This window comes from Commensalibacter papalotli (ex Botero et al. 2024), from assembly GCF_947179115.1.
In the GTDB taxonomy this organism is placed as follows: Bacteria; Pseudomonadota; Alphaproteobacteria; order Acetobacterales; family Acetobacteraceae; genus Commensalibacter; species Commensalibacter papalotli.
Window position 1 is genome coordinate 108468 of record NZ_CAMXCI010000003.1, and the last position, 16616, is coordinate 125083.

The window sequence follows — 16616 nt, forward strand, 5'->3', positions numbered from 1 at the left end:
TTAACGCATTAATGATGATCAAGATATTGTAAAAGAGGAAAATGAAATGCTTCAAACGATTGATATATCAAAAGCAGGCACGTATAAAATTGGTGGCGAAATAGAAATTAATCGTATGGGTTTTGGTGCCATGCGTATTGTTGGTAAAGGTGTTTGGGGCGAACCCGAAGATCGTAATGAGGCTATTGCTACGCTCAAACGTGCGGTGGAGTTAGGTGTAAATTTTATTGATACAGCCGATAGTTATGGCCCCTTTATCAGTGAAGATTTAATTTGTGAAGCTTTATATCCTTATCCTTCTTCTTTATTAATTGGCACTAAAGGTGGTCATACGCGTCATGGCCCTGATATTTGGCGTCCTATTGGCAGCCCTGATTATTTGCGTCAGTGTGTTTTAATGAGCATGCGTCGATTAAAATTGAATGAAATTCGGTTTTGGCAGTTACACCGTGTGGCAGAAGATACGCCAGCTGAAGTGCAATTTGAAGCGATTGCTAAAATGCAGCAAGAAGGTTTAATTTGTCATGTTGGGTTATCTGCGGTGGGAATTAAACAGATTGAAAAAGCACAACAGTTCTTTAAAGTTGTATCTGTACAAAATAAATATAATCTGATTAACAGAGAATCAGAGGCTGTTGTGCAATATTGCCAAGATAATAATATTGCATTTATTCCGTATGCGCCCTTGGATCAAGGGGAGTTCACACAAGGCGATGTGTTAAAAGAAATTATGAAGTCCAAGCACGCAACAGCACGTCAAGTTGCATTAGCATGGTTATTAAAGCGTGGAGATTTTATGATTCCTATCCCGGGAACCGGAAAGGTTATGCATTTAGAGGAAAATGTTGCAGCAGCCAATATTGATTTATCTGATGCGGAGTATAAGTATTTAAGCCAAGAAGGGGCAGAAATATGGGGGAAAAGGAAAGATTCGGTCAAATTATATTTGAAGGATGAGTAATTTTTCACTGATCATTTTATTTGACTTATTTTCATTTTTTAAGAAAATCTGTATATAAGACAATTAGCTGGATTATTTTAATCGTTATTTTGAGAATAGAGCCTAATTCATATGTCTCCTGAAACCCCTGATATACCACCCAACTCTAAACGTAAACGTCCCGTTTCAATACAGCCCCGCCCTCGTTATCGGTTTTGGCGCTTGTTGATTGGCAGTATTACGGGGCTATTTCTCTTTGTTCTTGTTGGAGGCGGGCTGGCTGTATGGATAAAATATTCAAGTGCGGTTAAGGGGTTGCCTACGATTGAGGGGCTTCGCAATTATTCTCCTCCAGTGATGAGCAGAATATACGCTAATGATGATCACGTGGTTGCAGAACTTGCTGCCGAACGTCGGTTGTTTGTTCCTATTGGTGCTATTCCTCAAAAAGTCAGGGATGCGTTCATTGCAACAGAAGATAAAAATTTCTATACTCATGGTGGTGTAGATCCTATGGCAATTGCCAGGGCGCTTATTCAAGATGTGTTTCGTGTGCATGGTAAGCGTTTAGTTGGCGCATCAACAATTACTCAGCAAGTCGCTCGTAATATGTTGTTAAATAACGATCGAAAGCTGGAACGCAAAATCAAAGAAGCCATTTTGGCAATGCGTATAGAGCAATCCCTTAGCAAAGATCAGATTCTTGAGATTTATCTTAATGAAATTTATCTTGGGGCAGGGGCTTATGGGGTTGCAGCTGCAGCGCAAATTTATTTTCATAAAAATTTAGATCAACTGACTACTGCGGAGGCTGCTTATTTAGGCGGCTTACCGAAATCACCTTATAATTATGATTTATTTCGTAAGCCAGATGCTGCCAAACAACGACGTGATTTTGTATTAAGCCGTATGGCTGAAACAGGGGCGATTACTCAACAAGAAAAGGTTGCAGCACAAAATGAACCTTTATCTTCTAAAAATGTTAGTGGCAGACGTGGGCCAACTGCAGGTACAGAATGGTTTGGCGAGGCTGTTCGTCGTGATTTGATTGATCGTTATGGTCTTGAAAAGACAATGCAAGGTGGTCTAGAAGTTCATACAAGTTTGGACCTAAAAAACCAAGCCCTAGCTACTAAATTAATGCGTCAGGCTTTAATTAAATATGATCGTAATCATGGTTGGCGTGGGGCTGTGGCTCATCTTGGTGACGATGCTATATCACAATGGGTTGAAAATCTTAAAAAACAGAAATTGCCTACTGGGATGTTACCTAATTGGCGTTTGGCAATTGTTTTAAATGCCAAAACGGGTTCTGTTGGCTGGGTTGATGGCGGAAAAAATGCGACAACTCATCAAGGAACAATTTTATCAAAAAGTTTGAGTTGGTCAAAACGTCGTCCGTTAAAAGACGGTGATATCGTTATGATTGAGCCTCAATCAGAAGGAAATCAGGTTGAGTTATGCCAAATTCCTCAAGTTGAAGGTGCTTTGGTTTCTTTGGACGTTCGAACAGGGCGTGTTTTGGCTATGTTTGGTGGTTGGTCTTTTGCAGAGTCTCAATTTAATCGTGCTACCCAAGCTTTGCGTCAGCCAGGTTCTTCGTTTAAGCCAATCGCTTATCTAGCTGCGATGGAAAAAGGGATTTTACCATCACAGATTTTTATGGATGCCCCGTTTTCTGTAGGGGATTGGCATCCTAATAACTATGAACACAGTTTTTGGGGTCCAACTGCGCTGCATAATGGCCTGCGTTATTCTCGAAATATTATTACTATTCGTCTAGCCGCTCAAATTGGGATGGATGCGATCGCTAATTTATCAGTTGCTTTGGGTGAAGTAGATTCTATGCCGAAAGTCCTGCCTGCTGTGCTAGGTGCTGTTGAAACAACAGTTTTGCGGCATGCAGGGGCTTATGCCAGCATCGCTTCGGGTGGGGCAATTGTGAAACCTACTACGGTGGATTATATCCAAGATCGAAATGGAAAAGTGATTTGGCGTTCTGATGCGTTTCAAGCGAATAATGTAACCGATCCTAATCAATTACCAACTTTTACAGATAATAGAAAGCGTGCAGTATCTGAACAAAGCGCTTATCAAATTATCACAATGATGGAAGATGTGATGCGCCGAGGAACTGGTTTTTCTGCCAGCAAAGGTATTGATACCCCGATTGCAGGGAAAACGGGAACTTCGCAGAATTTCAATGATGCTTGGTTTGCAGGGTTTTCACCTGATGTTGTAACGATTGTATGGTTTGGGTTTGATTCTCCAAAGACATTGGGTAAAGGTATGGCTGGGGGTGTGATTGCAGGCCCTGTTTGGAATGCTTATATGAAAGAAGTACTACCAACCTATCCAAAAAGAGAATTTATCAAACCTGCTGGTGTTTTTATGGCCAGTTATAGCACCAGCAAGGGTATGGTTACTGATGCATTTAAAGATGGTCAAACCCCAGGTGGCAGTATTAACCTAAGCCCAGGTATAGCAACAGGTGCGTTAAGTGCTGCAGATACAGGTGCTGAAAATGTTCCAGATTCAGAAGAGAGTATGGGAGGTGGATATTCTGGGGATTATGTTAATGAAGGTGGCACAATTAAACCAAAAACTGCCTCTCCAGCGTCTGCCCCTGGTGAAAATATTGGTATGGGTGGTTTGTATTAATTGGGCTTGTATTAATTAAAAATTATTGTTATTAACATTAAGAATTATTTGCAATTGGAAGTAGAGGGGTCATGTCCACAGAAAGCGAAGCCATTTATCAAGTGATAGAGCAGTCATTAGAGCTGCTGAGGAGGCATCTTTGACTGGGATGTCGCACAAGATAGGCTTGCTGAGTTAAATCATCAGATTGAAGATCCTAATTTATGGGATGACGCTGATAAAGCGCAAAAAATGATGCAAGAGAGAACGTTTCTTGCCAATCAAGTCGCGTTGGTTTGTAAGCTAGAACAAGATTGCAAAGATAATCTTGAGATGATTGAATTGGCTGAGATTGAGGGGGATCAGGGTATTGTTGATGATGCTTTGAAAAATCTAAAAGCAATAGAAAAAGAAGTTAAGCGTTTAGAGATTGAAAGCCTATTATCTGGTGAAGCTGATCGTAATGATTGTTATTTAGAGGTCAATTCTGGCGCAGGTGGTACAGAAGCACAGGATTGGGCGGAAATGTTGCTGCGCATGTATACGCGTTGGGCTGAACAGCGTGGATATAAAGTAACATTTATGGAAAGTACGCAAGGTGAAACTGCAGGAATTAAATCAGCGACTTTGCAAATAAGTGGTATGAATGCGTATGGCTGGCTAAAGTCAGAGGCCGGGGTGCATCGGTTGGTACGTATCTCTCCTTTTGATTCAGCAAAACGTCGTCATACATCGTTTGCTTCGGTGTGGGTTTATCCTGTAATTGATGATTCGATTCAAATTGATATTAATGAATCTGATTTAAAGGTAGATACGTATAGAGCCTCTGGTGCGGGCGGACAGCATATTAATAAAACAGAGTCTGCAATTCGAATTACACATATGCCAACAGGGATTGTAGTTGCCTGTCAAACAGATCGTTCGCAACATCGTAATCGTGCCACAGCAATGGAAATGTTAAAGGCACGATTGTACGAGGCTGAATTGAAAAAAAGAGAAGAGGCGGCGGCTGAGACTGAAGCAGGTAAAACAGATATTGGGTGGGGACATCAAATACGATCATATGTATTGGCACCTTATCAATTGGTTAAAGATTTGCGTACAGAAGTTGAGAAAACTAATCCTCAAGCTGTCTTGGATGGTGAACTTGATGAGTTTATGGCAGCGGCTTTGGCATTACGCGTTGGGGCAACACGTTCAGAGGCGAGTGCTCAGGCATCATAGGTAAGGTTATACTATATAAGGGTGGATGGTTATGTTTATACAAATGAATAGGAAGCATTGATTGATGGTCACTTTGAATGAACGCCATCCAGTTGAACATATTGTTGGATTTATTGGGGTTGTTTTATTTCACATTCTGGTAATCTGGCTTTTGGTGGTATTTTTATCAGCTCCTAAAAAACAACAACCTGATACTCTACCTGTTCAGGTTCAAATCGTTGACGTTGCGTCTTCTGAATCCGCAGCTGCTGCGGCACAACCGCCAGCACCCGAGATGATTGTGCCGCCTCCACCTGAAATAGAGCCACCGCCGATTAATACAGAAGCGCCTCCTCAGCCAAAACCGCCACCTGTGATGAAAAAACCGACTAAGAAGGCGCCTCCTAAAACTACCGTTGCTCCCGCTCCGAGTGCACCAACTGGAACAGAGGGACAGGGACAATCAGGGAATCCTAATGTTGGCAAACCAGATCGAAGTGCTGGCAGTCGTCCTTTGAATGGAGCTCAGATTGAATATCCACCTGATATGGAAGCAGCGCAAAAAGAGGGGCGTGTGATTGTATCTTGTGATGTTGAGGTGACGGGTTCTACCAGTAATTGCCATGTAATCAGCTCTTCTGGGGGGCAATCTTTTGTCCAAGCCGCTTTGAAATATGTGAATAGTGCACGTTATCGACCAGCGACTAAAAATGGCTCCCCGATTAAAGAGATAGGGCACCGTTATACGATTAACTTCAAGTTATAAGGTTGAGTTGGTTGATATTGTTAGAAATCTATTAATCATTTTGTGTATGCTAAATTAATATTAAGATTAAATTATCTTTGAATCATTTGCTTTTGTTTTGTTGAGGAATATTTTTGAATTATGAGTAAGCGTTATCATTTTGTTCATCGTATTGCCCCTATTGCCTTTGTGTTGGCAATGGCTGTGGCAGCTAATCAAACAACTATGGCACAGCAACCCAATAAAGATGCTGCCCCAGCACAACCTGCTGCTGCTCAGGCGTCTCCTTCAACGGCACCTGCCCCTGCCGCACCTCAATCAGCGATAGCCTCAGGACCAGAGCAACAAGGAGCTTCTGCAACCCCAGCGGTTATATCCCAACCTGCGGAAAATCCTTATGGATTAAAAGCATTATGGTCTAGTGGAGATATTGTTTCTCGGATTACCTTATTAATTATGGCGATTATGTCTATTGGTTCTTGGTATGTGATTGTCGTCAAAGTCATTGCACAAAATCGTGTGTCTGGTGCTTTCAAAGAAGTGAATCGTAAAAAATTCTGGCAACAAAAGAATTTACAACAAAGTGCTGAAGTGCTTGGTGCACAATCTCCATATCGTTATATTACAGAAAATGGAATTGAGGCAGTACAACATCACAAAGGTGCTTTGCAAGATTCGATTGATTTATATAGCTGGGTTTCAATGAGCTTGCATCGTGCATTGGATCAAATTCAAGGGCGTTTACAAAGTGGATTGGCTTTTCTTGGAACAGTTGGTTCAACGGCACCTTTTGTTGGATTGTTTGGAACGGTTTGGGGTATTCATCATGCGCTTTCTGCAATCAGTATTGCCGGCCAGGCAACTTTGGATAAAGTGGCAGGTCCAGTGGGTGAAGCATTGATTATGACAGCAATTGGTTTGGCAACAGCGGTTCCAGCAGTTCTAGGATATAACTTTTTAGTCCGTCGCAACAAAGTTGTTATGGATCAAGCACGTAATTTTACAGCTGATGTTCAATGTGTATTAATTGGGGGAAATCCTCAACAAAAAAATACATTAAATAAGGAAAGTGACGCTTCATGAGCATTCACCTAGGTGGCCCCCGTGGTGGTGGGGATTATGGGGGAATGGAAGGCGCGGAAAACGAAATCGTTTCTGAAATTAATACAACCCCTCTGGTTGATATTATGTTAGTTTTATTGATTATTTTCTTGATTACTATTCCTGTGGCAACACATTCGGTTCAAGTTAATTTGCCTGAGCGCATGAGTCATCTTACGATGGTAAAGCAAGGAAATATTGTTCTTGCTGTTAATGCAGAAGGACAAATTTATTGGAATGAGCAACCGCTTGCAGATGTCAGCGTATTAAGCACCAAACTGGCTGAAATTGCCGCGTTAAAACCTCAACCTCAGATTCAAATTCGTGGCGATATTAATGCCCGATATGAATTTGTGGGTAAAGTTGTTGAAGCTTGTCAACAAGCAGGTATTACTCGCGTTGATTTTATTACGCAACCTCCAAAGCCAGGCTAGGGGATAAGGATTATTAATTATGAATAATAATACATTAAGAACCCGACAAATGCGCCGCCTAACTATGCAAAAAAGCACAGAGGAAGAAGAGGTCATCGTTAATATTAATACGACCCCTTTGATTGACGTGATGCTGGTTTTATTAGTAATGTTGATCATTACGATTCCCTTACAAACTCAATCTGTACAGTTGGCTTTGGGTAGAGGTGAGCCCGCAACTGCTGAACCCCCCCCTAGTTTAACGATTGGGATTGATTTCGATAATACGATTTCTATTGACAGTCAGACAGTTGCCGGTGAGGATGCGTTGCAACAAAAATTCAAAGAGGTTGCGGCTCTTGCTGATCAGCCAACTCTGTTTATCAAACCTAATAGGTTGGCTAGTTATAAAACTGTTGCGATTATCCTGGCTGATGCTCAGCGATTAGGGATAAAAAAAATCGGGATTATGGCGCAATAATAGGTAGGGATTGAGTATAAAATAATGGAAAAATCAGTTTGGATACGCAGTTTGCTCGTAGCAACTTTTCTAACCTCTGGCATAAGCATTGGTATGAATACAGTCCATGCCAAAGATGTTGTCAGTAACAAGATGGCTGTGCCGTTGAAGAAGGCGGAACAGTTGATGAAGCAAGGGGCGTATGCTCAGGCTGATGCTGCAATTAAAGAGGCTCAATCTATCAGTAATGCGACTCCTTATGAACGTGACATTATCACGCAACTGCAAATTGCTTCTGCGGTAAAGCAAAACAAAGTGGATGAGGCTTTGGCTGGATATAGTCATTTACTATCTTCAAGCAGACTGACCAAAGAACAACGTAGCCAAACAATTTTAGCACAAGCCACGATGGCATATCGTGCTAAAAAATACGCTCAAGCTACCCAATATATTGAACAATATTTCAAAGCGGGTGGAAATAATCCTCATATGCAGACTTTGTTAATTCAATCTTATTTTTTGAATAATGATTATAAATCTGCTTTGACTGAACAACAAAAGCAAATTGATGCAGAGCTCAAAAAAGGGTCTATCCCAGCAGAAACACAGTGGCAATTTATGGTGAATTGCCAAATGAAATTAGGCGATAAAGAGGGGCTACGACATAGCTATATGCAACTTGCGCTGCATTACCCCAAACCCGAATATTGGTCTCATGTGATAAGCTCTTTGATTGCGACTAAGGGCATGCCCCCTCAAGTTGAATTAGAAGTTTGGAATTTTAGAGAAAAAACAGGTCAGTTAACCACAGCAGATGAATATATGACTATGGCAGAGCTTGCGATCCAATCAGGGTACCCTTATATGGCAAGGCAAGCTATGGCTAAGATCCACAGTAAAAACTTATTTGAAAAAAGTGATCAAAAACGCATATTACGTTTTGAAGAATATCTTGGAAAAATCATTGATAAAGAAAAAGCAGATTATCCTGTTAAATTGGCACAAGCAGAAAAGGATAGTTCTGGTAATGCTTTATTTGCACTAGGATATGATCAATTTTGGAATGGTCAAGTTACCGAAGGGCCAAAGATGATGCAGGTTGCATTAACAAAACCATTAACAGATCGGAATCTTGCTTTATTACAATATGCGGTATCAGAGCAAAGTTTTGGGCAAAAAAATAAAGCGGTTACAATTTTAAAAACAATAACCGGAAAAAATGTTCCTGCCGAGCTTGCTAGTTTGTGGTTAATGAAGTTACAAGCTAAGTAATTTGGATAATGAAATGTTAATTATGTTATATATATTAACAAGTTTACCATTATCTTTTAGTAAATATTTGCTTATTTATGCAGAACAGCATAAAAGAAATAACAATTTTATAATCTATAATTGCTGATAATAGGACTCTGGAGTAATGATGATCCACACTGAAGAAACACCTAATGTAAATGCATTGAAGTTTATTTTGGGTCGTACAATTTTACAAGATCATCAAGCGATAGAATTCTCTAATAGAGAAGACGCAGCATGTTCTCCTTTGGCTCAGGCTTTGTTTGACATTGAAGGTATTCAGAGAATTTATTTCGGTACTGACTTTATAGTAGTCACCAAAGATATTTCTGAAGATTGGAAATCTTTAAAAGGTGTTGTTATCTCCATAATGATGGAATTTTTATTAACAAGAAAAACTATGATCAAAATGGATATTGGTGCTTCGGATATGAACGCAATGGAAATATCTGCGGAAGATCAAGAAATTGTTGATAAAATTAAAGATATTTTAGATGATGAAATAAGACCCGCAGTGGCACGTGATGGTGGGGATATTATTTTTCATGGTTATAAAGAAGGGTGTGTTTACTTGAAAATGCAAGGTGCATGTCAAGGATGCCCATCTTCCTCATTGACATTGAAACATGGTGTAGAAACAATTTTACGCCGTCATTTACCTGATTTGGTTTCTGTAGAAAAAGTTGATTTTTAGAAAAGGGGAAATGTAATGAACCCTTTGCCAGAATCAGCGATACAACAATTATTTGAGCATGCCAGAACACCAAAGGCTTGGCAGAATAAAGAAGTAGAACCTGCTTTATTGGTGCAGCTTTATAATCTTGTCAAATTAGCACCGACTTCTGGTAATTGTCAGCCAGGCCGTTTTGCATTTTTAACCCACGTAGTCAGCAAAGAAAAACTGCGTTCTGCGTTATCTACTGGCAATGTAGATAACGCACTTAGCGCCCCTGTTATTGCGATTATCGCTCAAGATCCATTATTTTATGAAGAATTGCCAAGGCTTTACCCAGAAGCAGAGCTGCGCTCTTGGTATGCTGAAGATATTCCTTTTGCGGAAGAAACCGCATCTCGTAATTCGACATTACAAGGTGGATATTTGATTATGGCAGCCAGAGCCTTGGGATTAGATGTCTGGCCAATGTCAGGGTTTGATAATTCTATGGTGGATAATTTATTCTTTGAAGAACAAGGATGGCATTCTAATCTTTTGTTGTGTTTGGGTTATGCTAAACAAGATCAGCAAGATGAACGCTTGCCTCGGCTTGAATTCGAAGATGCTTGCTTGATGTTGTAAAATAATGAATGAGCGTAAAATAATATTGGTTATGAATGGAGCATCCTCTTCAGAGCTTGCGCCTAATTATATAGCGCTTGTGGAAAAACAAGGCGACCAATACCTTCTGTTGGCAGAAGAAAAAACAACTTTAAAGGGTGGCCCAGAACGTTTTCCTATTTATTTTCAATCTTTTATTCAGGATGGCATGATCGCAGCGGATCAAATTGATTTAATTGCTGTGATGGTGGGGCCAGGATCTTTTACAGGACTGAGAGCTTCGATTGCATTTGCTTTGGGTATGCAGGTAGGGTTAAATTGCCCTGTAATTGGATTACGTAGAGGGGAAGTATTATTTCCTTTTCTGTCATTAAAGTCGACACAATTAATTTGGCATGTAACTCAAGCTCGAAGAGGGCGCGTGTTTGTTGAAACGAATCAATCTTCACAAGTGATTGCCTATAATGAAGGGGAAATAGCATTTCCTGATAAAGCGTTTGTAGTTATGGGAGAGGGCGCTGTAGAGATAGCGTCTCAGTTCCCCCAACATGCTGAAATCTGTTATAAATACCATGAAGCTGATTCAATTATGATGGCCAAGCTTGCGGATCAATATGATAGGGAGAATAAGTCTACAAATACTCTTTATCCTTTGTATGTGGATCCACCTGAAGCAAAATTACCTCAAAAAGGGTTAAGAAAGGCACCTATTTAGGAATGTCACTACAATGCTTTAATCATATACACGGAATAGAAAAAGAACTATCTTTACTTCATGTGGCGGCTTTTCCAGAGGGGCAGGGATGGAAAATAAAGGATTTTCAAGGGTTATTAGAAATATCTTTTCATCATATTTTAATTGATTATAATATTGAAAATAAGATAAGAGGGTTTTTGATATATTCTGTTATAGTAGATGAAGCAGAGATTCTTACTTTTTGTGTGAACCCAACTGAGCAACATAAAGGTGTGGGTAAAGGTATTATGGCTGCTTTTTTAGAAGAAATGCAAACAAAGCATATTAAAACTGTTTTTTTAGAAGTGGCTGAGGATAATTTATCCGCGATAAAATTATACAAGCGATATGGTTTTTTTTTGAATGGAAGGCGTTTAAAATATTATGATCATAATATTGATGCTTTGTTAATGGCTAAAACTTTATAAAGCTGATAAGGTTATTGATAAACTATTTGTTGTTTTAATGTTTTTTTTGTTTATTTTGTCACTTTAAGATAAAAACTATAAAATAAAATTTGCATTATGAGTATTTTATAAGCAAATTTAAAAAAGTTTTTACCTCATTTAAAAATGGTTTCTATGTTACGTGAAAAAAAAGATACTTTATCTCATATAGAGCGCTTATGTATTGAAAAAGGGTTGAAGATGACAGGACAACGTCGTGTCATTGCACGCGTTTTATCTCAATCTCATGACCATCCAGATGTAGAAGAACTCTATCGCAGGGCTTCCAAGCTAGATGATAATATTTCAGTGGCAACCGTATATAGAACTGTGCGTTTGCTTGAGGAAAAAGGTATCCTGGAAAAGCACGATTTTGGCGGTGGCAGAGCAAGGTATGAAGTCACAGAACAGGGAACTCATTATCATCTAATTGATGTAGATACAGGAAAAGTGATAGAGTTCGAAGATCCAGAGCATGTAAAGCTTGTTGAGATTATGGCAAAAAAATTAGGATTTAATTTGTTACAGCATCGCTTGGAACTATTTGCCCGTCGGATTCAAGAGAAATAAAGTAAGAGAAGAGGAAAATTGGTTGTGGTAACAGAAAAGTCCACGAATACTTTATTGTCACTTGACTTGAGACGAGATGAGTATGTTGAGCTTCGTTCAGGTAATTTGGGTGTTCGTTTGGCCAAAAGTGATGCTGAACGCGATGCTGCCAGAGCCTTAAGATACCGAGTTTTTTATGAAGAAATGGGTGCAAAACCCAGCGAGCAGGCCGTTCTCACACGACGTGATTATGACGATTTTGATGAGATTGCTGATTATTTATTAGTAATCGATCATGATCAAAAATCTGTGATGGATAAAGTTGTTGGCACTTATCGTTTGCTCCCTCAAGAAAAAGCGGATTTAGCAGGAACATTTTACAGTGCAGGTGAATATGATCTTTCTGCGTTAAAGGAGTATCCTGGGCGTTTATTGGAAGTAGGACGTTCTTGTATTGATGCCAGATATCGTGGGCGCGCAGCAATGCAGCTTTTATGGGAAGGGATTGCGCTTTATATCTTTATTCATCGTATTGATATTTTATTTGGCTGTGCCAGCTTACCTGGAACCTCTCTAGATGACCATAAAGAAAGTTTGACCTATTTATACCACACACATTTGGCCCCACCGGCGTTAAGAGTAACTGCTGTGCCAGAAAGACGTGTTGAAATGCTGCATAGTGATCCTCACAAATTAAATCACCGTAGTGTGCTAGTCAAATTACCGCCATTAATCAAAGGTTATTTACGTCTTGGCGGTTATGTTGGCGATGGTGCTGTTGTGGATGAGCAATTTAATACAACCGATGTAGCGATTATTGTTAAAACTGAATTATTAGCAGATAAATATTATCGTCATTATGAACGACGCTTGCTTGATGCGTTGGAATAACCTAGAACAGTGCATGCTGTGATTAATAAAGTTTTTAATGATGAATGCACGTAATTTTTTTGACAAACTAGTTCATATCACTGGATTTAAAGCTTTTTTGCTTTTGATTGCTATAGGGGGATTGTCTTCATTGGCTTTCCCGCCGACTTACTGTCTTGTTTTATTATTATTTACCTTTCCATTACTCTTGTTAAGAATAGAACAAGCTAAAAGCTGGAAGAGTGCTTTTGCTCAAGGCTATTGGTTTGGTTTTGGATTACATACAATCGGTCTGTCCTGGTTAATTAATGCGATTTTAATCAGGGCTCAAGATTTTTGGTGGCTGGTTCCTATTGTTTCCCCATTATGTGCAATTTTATTAGCTTTTTGGACTGGTACGGTCGGGGCAATTTATTATTGGTTACGCCCCAGAGGATGGATAAGAATTCCTTTATTTGCTGGATTATGGACATTATGCGATATGTCCAGATCTATTTTATTGCCACCAACATGGTGGAATCCGATATTAACAGGTTTCCCGTGGAATCCGTTGGGCAGTGCATGGGAAATCCCTGGTAAAGTTGGAAATATATTAATTCAACCTGCAGCGTGGGTTGGTGTAGATGGGTTGACCTTTTTAACCATTATCCTAGTTTTAATGCCCATTTATGGGCGTAAGGGTTGGTTTGCTCTGGTAGGTGGTTTGGTTTGTTGGTTTGGTTTTGGGAGCTTTAGACTTTCCCCAGCACCCGCGGCACAACAAGACACGCCTATTGTTGCTTTGATTCAAGGTAATATCGAAGAAGACGACAAAATTAATAATACCGATCCGCGTCGTATTTTTCAAAATTATTTATTCCTGACTGCACAGGGGATGCAAGAAGCGCTTCAGTTACAAAAGCAACAAAAAATTCCAAATCGTCCCATTATATTTGCCTGGCCAGAAAGCTCTTTTCCAGGGGATATAGCTTTTGATGTAATGGCCAGATCTATTTTGATGCAAAATGCCAAAGGTGCAGCAGCAGGTATATTGGGAGCGATTACACGTAATGATCAGGGACAAATTCACAATAGTTTAGTTGTTTTAAATCCTGAAGATGGCGCTATTATTAGTGAATATGACAAGGCCAAATTAGTCCCTTTTGGTGAGTCTCAACCGTGGTATATTCCTTTTCACATTGTTCCAGGATCTCCATTAACACCAGGTAAAGGGGTGGAAACTATTCAATTATCAGGGGTGAGTAGCTTTGGCCCCTTAATTTGTTATGAAGTAATTTTTTCAGGTCAGGTCGTTGATTCTAAGAATAAACCCAAATGGTTATTGAATTTAACAAATGATGCGTGGTATGGCAATTCAGCTGGCCCTCGGCAGCATTTGGCTGCAGTTAGGTTGCGCGCTGTTGAAGAGGGGCTGCCTATCGTTCGTGTAGCAAATACTGGGATCTCGGCAGTTTTTGATCCTTATGGTCGTGAATTATCACGTATAGGTTGGGATATAAGAGCTGCCAAAGTTGCTGCTTTGTCAGGCTCTTTACCTTGGACTGTATTTTCCTATGGGGGTCGTTGGATTCCTTTGTTCATGTCTTTGATCAGTATTCTATTTGGTATCGTATTTTGTATAGGTCAAAGAAATAAAAAGGATAACCTGTAAAGCAGATAAAGTATCTGTGGTTAAGAGAATGATAATGTATATATGGGTTGAAATTTTGTGAATTTAAGTTGGTTAAGAAACATTAGTTTTTTTCCGTTTGGTAAAATTCAATCCTATCAATGGTTATATGCCCCTCGAAAAGAAGCTATCTATTTTGCACTTCGGACTATGTTTGCGTCTTATTTGGCATTGGCTATTGCTTTATGGATGCAGCTTGATAGCCCAAAATGGGCAATGATGACGGTATGGGTTGTTGCCCAGACCTCCCCTGGAGAGACAATTTCAAAATCTAAATGGCGTGTGATGGGCACACTGGTCGGTGTGGTGGTTGCTGTGGCAATCGTTGCGGCCTTTCCTCAACAGCCTTTAATTTTTGATATATGCATTGCCTTATGGGTTGGGGGATGTTGTTTTTGGGGAAGCTTAATTCGAGGTTCCAGTGCATATAGTTTTGTTTTAGCGGGATATACGTGTGCTTTAATTGCCTTGTCTTCTTCTACAAACCCTAATGAAGTGTTTATGATGGCGATGGCCAGGGGTAGTTACATTATCTTGGGTGTATTATGTCAGACATTTGTTGAGCGTTTATTTGCGTTCAATATGAATCATAATGCCCGTATATCATTGCATAATAACTTATTAAAAGCGATTACTGGATCATTAACAGTCATTAGAAACGTTATTAAAGGGGACTATCAAGCGGCATTTGAGGTTCAAAATGTATTTGCAGCTATTTCAGCATTTCAAAATTCTATTGAATTCCGAAAAATTGAGATGCTAAACGATGATCATACAACTGATCACGTACATGCGACCCTCTTTTCCATCAGCGTTGTTTTAACACGTTTAATTAACTTAGCAGTGTATATGCGTCATTTTCAAAAGGAGGAAACATTTCGTGATATCTGCGTTAAGATTCATGTTTATTTAGAGAATCTTATACATGCTTTGGAAAAGAATATTGACTTTAATAAACATTTAGATGCGTTGAGTAAACTTCGTTGGGAATGTCGTCAAATTATTGTAGAATGTATTTATAAGGATACGAATACAGCAAAGAACACGTTGGGTTTTGAAGATCAAACCTTACTAGACCAAAGAATTTTATATCGTTCTTTAAGCGAGCTTCTAGGAGAAATTGAAGTCATTTTAACTGAATATCATCATGTTAAAACTCCCAAAAAGAAAGATAATTTCAGATTTAATTTACCTCCTATTTATAATTTCAAATTGGCTTGGGGAAATGCTTTTCGTGCAGTTATTTCAATATTAGGTGCATGTTTTTTATGGGAAATTACTGCATGGAATGAATTTCCAGCGGCAATTGGGTTGTTAGCTGTTGCTTGTGGTCGTTTATGCTTGTTTGAAAATGGTTATAAAATGTGCCAAGGTTTTTTTATAGGAACCCTTATTACAGTGATTGTTACCGCTGTTTTGAATGTAACTGTAATGCCTATGGCTAATTCAATTGAAATGGTTTATTTGGCTACGTTTATTCCTTTATTTTGTGGTGGTTTAGCAATTTATAATTTGCCAACGCGAGGAATAGGAATGAGTTTTACTGTCTTTTTCCCTTTTATGATTATTCTCGGTAATCAACAACGTATGGATGAGATGTTTTTCCTCAATAGCGCTTTGGCTGTTTTTTTTGGTGTTGGGTTAGCAGCTTTTGCGTTTCGGTTTATTGCGCCTTATTCTCCTCAAAAGGTTAGAAAAGAAATTCGCAAACGTATGCTACGTAATGTTCAAACTTTACCCCTAGTAACGCCGATACCACGTCCACGCAGATGGTTGACCTCGACAATGGATTGGTTCATTTCATTAATGCGTCAATTCGATTCTGCAACAGAAACAGCATTAATTAAAAAGTATAATCATGGTGCTTTGGCTGTTATGTGTATTGGAATAAATATTATCGAAATACGCGCGATGATTGATCATGATATTTTACCTGAAGATATTAAAAATCAGCTGCGTGTAGTGATGCGTCGTATTTCTCATTTTAAAGGGGGGCGGTATGGACGAACGGTATTGATTGCAAAAAGTGCAATTAGAAGGCTGCGTGCGCGTGAAAAGAAAGAGCAAAATATTGCAGTGCGTTTGGAGATAAGTGCGGCAATTGCTTGTTTAATATTAATTTATTACGCCTTAGAAAAAAATGCGTCTTTTTTAAATCCTTCTTATCGTTTATATAAATTAGATTAATAAATAATTTTTTGTTTAAATGATTATTTTAATGAATAAAATGCTTGAGATATTTATAGCAATAATTACTAGATAAGTATCTTTATCG

16 protein-coding genes are annotated in these 16616 nt (G+C 39.2%); all 16 read left to right on the forward strand.

From position 1 onward, the window contains the following. Window positions 1-46: 46 nt before the first annotated feature. The 16 genes from QMN76_RS07490 to QMN76_RS07565 all read left to right on the forward strand — a co-directional run bounded on the left by QMN76_RS07490 (window position 47) and on the right by QMN76_RS07565 (window position 16528). A complete protein-coding gene (locus tag QMN76_RS07490; RefSeq protein WP_282023391.1) occupies window positions 47-961 on the forward strand; it encodes an aldo/keto reductase in 915 nt (304 codons plus the stop codon). Window positions 962-1072: 111 nt separating this feature from the next. Next, window positions 1073-3601, forward strand: coding sequence for a penicillin-binding protein 1A (locus tag QMN76_RS07495; protein WP_034338023.1), 2529 nt, complete (start codon window positions 1073-1075; stop codon window positions 3599-3601). A 71-nt stretch (window positions 3602-3672) separates the two neighbouring features. Then, a protein-coding gene (prfB, locus tag QMN76_RS07500; protein WP_152534162.1) for a peptide chain release factor 2 occupies window positions 3673-4804 on the forward strand; the annotation gives its coding sequence in 2 pieces (ribosomal slippage) (window positions 3673-3741 and window positions 3743-4804; 1131 coding nt in all). 64 nt (window positions 4805-4868) lie between these two features. Further along, window positions 4869-5549 carry an energy transducer TonB gene (locus QMN76_RS07505; protein ID WP_034338022.1) on the forward strand — a complete coding sequence of 227 codons (681 nt, stop codon included), beginning with the start codon at window positions 4869-4871 and terminating at the stop codon, window positions 5547-5549. A gap of 120 nt (window positions 5550-5669) precedes the next feature. Further along, the gene (locus tag QMN76_RS07510) at window positions 5670-6611 is read left to right on the forward strand and encodes a MotA/TolQ/ExbB proton channel family protein (protein ID WP_282065942.1); all 942 of its coding nucleotides are present in this window, start codon (window positions 5670-5672) and stop codon (window positions 6609-6611) included. After that, complete coding sequence (locus QMN76_RS07515; protein ID WP_051461904.1) at window positions 6608-7063, forward strand: ExbD/TolR family protein; 456 nt, start codon at window positions 6608-6610, stop codon at window positions 7061-7063. The genes QMN76_RS07510 and QMN76_RS07515 overlap by 4 nt, the downstream gene beginning before the upstream one ends. Before the next feature lie 19 nt (window positions 7064-7082). Then, complete coding sequence (locus tag QMN76_RS07520; protein ID WP_282023389.1) at window positions 7083-7523, forward strand: ExbD/TolR family protein; 441 nt, start codon at window positions 7083-7085, stop codon at window positions 7521-7523. A gap of 24 nt (window positions 7524-7547) precedes the next feature. Continuing rightward, window positions 7548-8774: a tetratricopeptide repeat protein gene (locus QMN76_RS07525; protein WP_282023388.1), complete on the forward strand. Its 1227-nt coding sequence runs from the start codon at window positions 7548-7550 to the stop codon at window positions 8772-8774. Between the two features lie 145 nt (window positions 8775-8919). Continuing rightward, the gene (locus tag QMN76_RS07530) at window positions 8920-9489 is read left to right on the forward strand and encodes a NifU family protein (protein WP_034338014.1); all 570 of its coding nucleotides are present in this window, start codon (window positions 8920-8922) and stop codon (window positions 9487-9489) included. A gap of 15 nt (window positions 9490-9504) precedes the next feature. Continuing rightward, a complete protein-coding gene (locus QMN76_RS07535) occupies window positions 9505-10092 on the forward strand; it encodes a malonic semialdehyde reductase (RefSeq protein WP_282023387.1) in 588 nt (195 codons plus the stop codon). A 4-nt stretch (window positions 10093-10096) separates the two neighbouring features. Then, on the forward strand, window positions 10097-10786 hold the full coding sequence (gene tsaB / locus QMN76_RS07540; protein ID WP_282023385.1) for a tRNA (adenosine(37)-N6)-threonylcarbamoyltransferase complex dimerization subunit type 1 TsaB: 690 nt from the start codon (window positions 10097-10099) through the stop codon (window positions 10784-10786). A 2-nt stretch (window positions 10787-10788) separates the two neighbouring features. Then, window positions 10789-11235 (forward strand): ribosomal protein S18-alanine N-acetyltransferase, encoded by a 447-nt coding sequence (gene rimI / locus QMN76_RS07545; protein WP_282023383.1) that lies wholly within the window; start codon window positions 10789-10791, stop codon window positions 11233-11235. Window positions 11236-11388: 153 nt separating this feature from the next. Next, the gene (locus QMN76_RS07550; RefSeq protein ID WP_051461989.1) at window positions 11389-11823 is read left to right on the forward strand and encodes a Fur family transcriptional regulator; all 435 of its coding nucleotides are present in this window, start codon (window positions 11389-11391) and stop codon (window positions 11821-11823) included. 24 nt (window positions 11824-11847) lie between these two features. Then, the gene (locus QMN76_RS07555) at window positions 11848-12693 is read left to right on the forward strand and encodes a GNAT family N-acetyltransferase (RefSeq protein WP_034338004.1); all 846 of its coding nucleotides are present in this window, start codon (window positions 11848-11850) and stop codon (window positions 12691-12693) included. A 40-nt stretch (window positions 12694-12733) separates the two neighbouring features. Continuing rightward, on the forward strand, window positions 12734-14323 hold the full coding sequence (gene lnt, locus QMN76_RS07560; protein ID WP_282065943.1) for an apolipoprotein N-acyltransferase: 1590 nt from the start codon (window positions 12734-12736) through the stop codon (window positions 14321-14323). Window positions 14324-14380: 57 nt separating this feature from the next. Further along, window positions 14381-16528 carry an FUSC family protein gene (locus tag QMN76_RS07565; RefSeq protein WP_282023379.1) on the forward strand — a complete coding sequence of 716 codons (2148 nt, stop codon included), beginning with the start codon at window positions 14381-14383 and terminating at the stop codon, window positions 16526-16528. Window positions 16529-16616 lie beyond the last annotated feature (88 nt).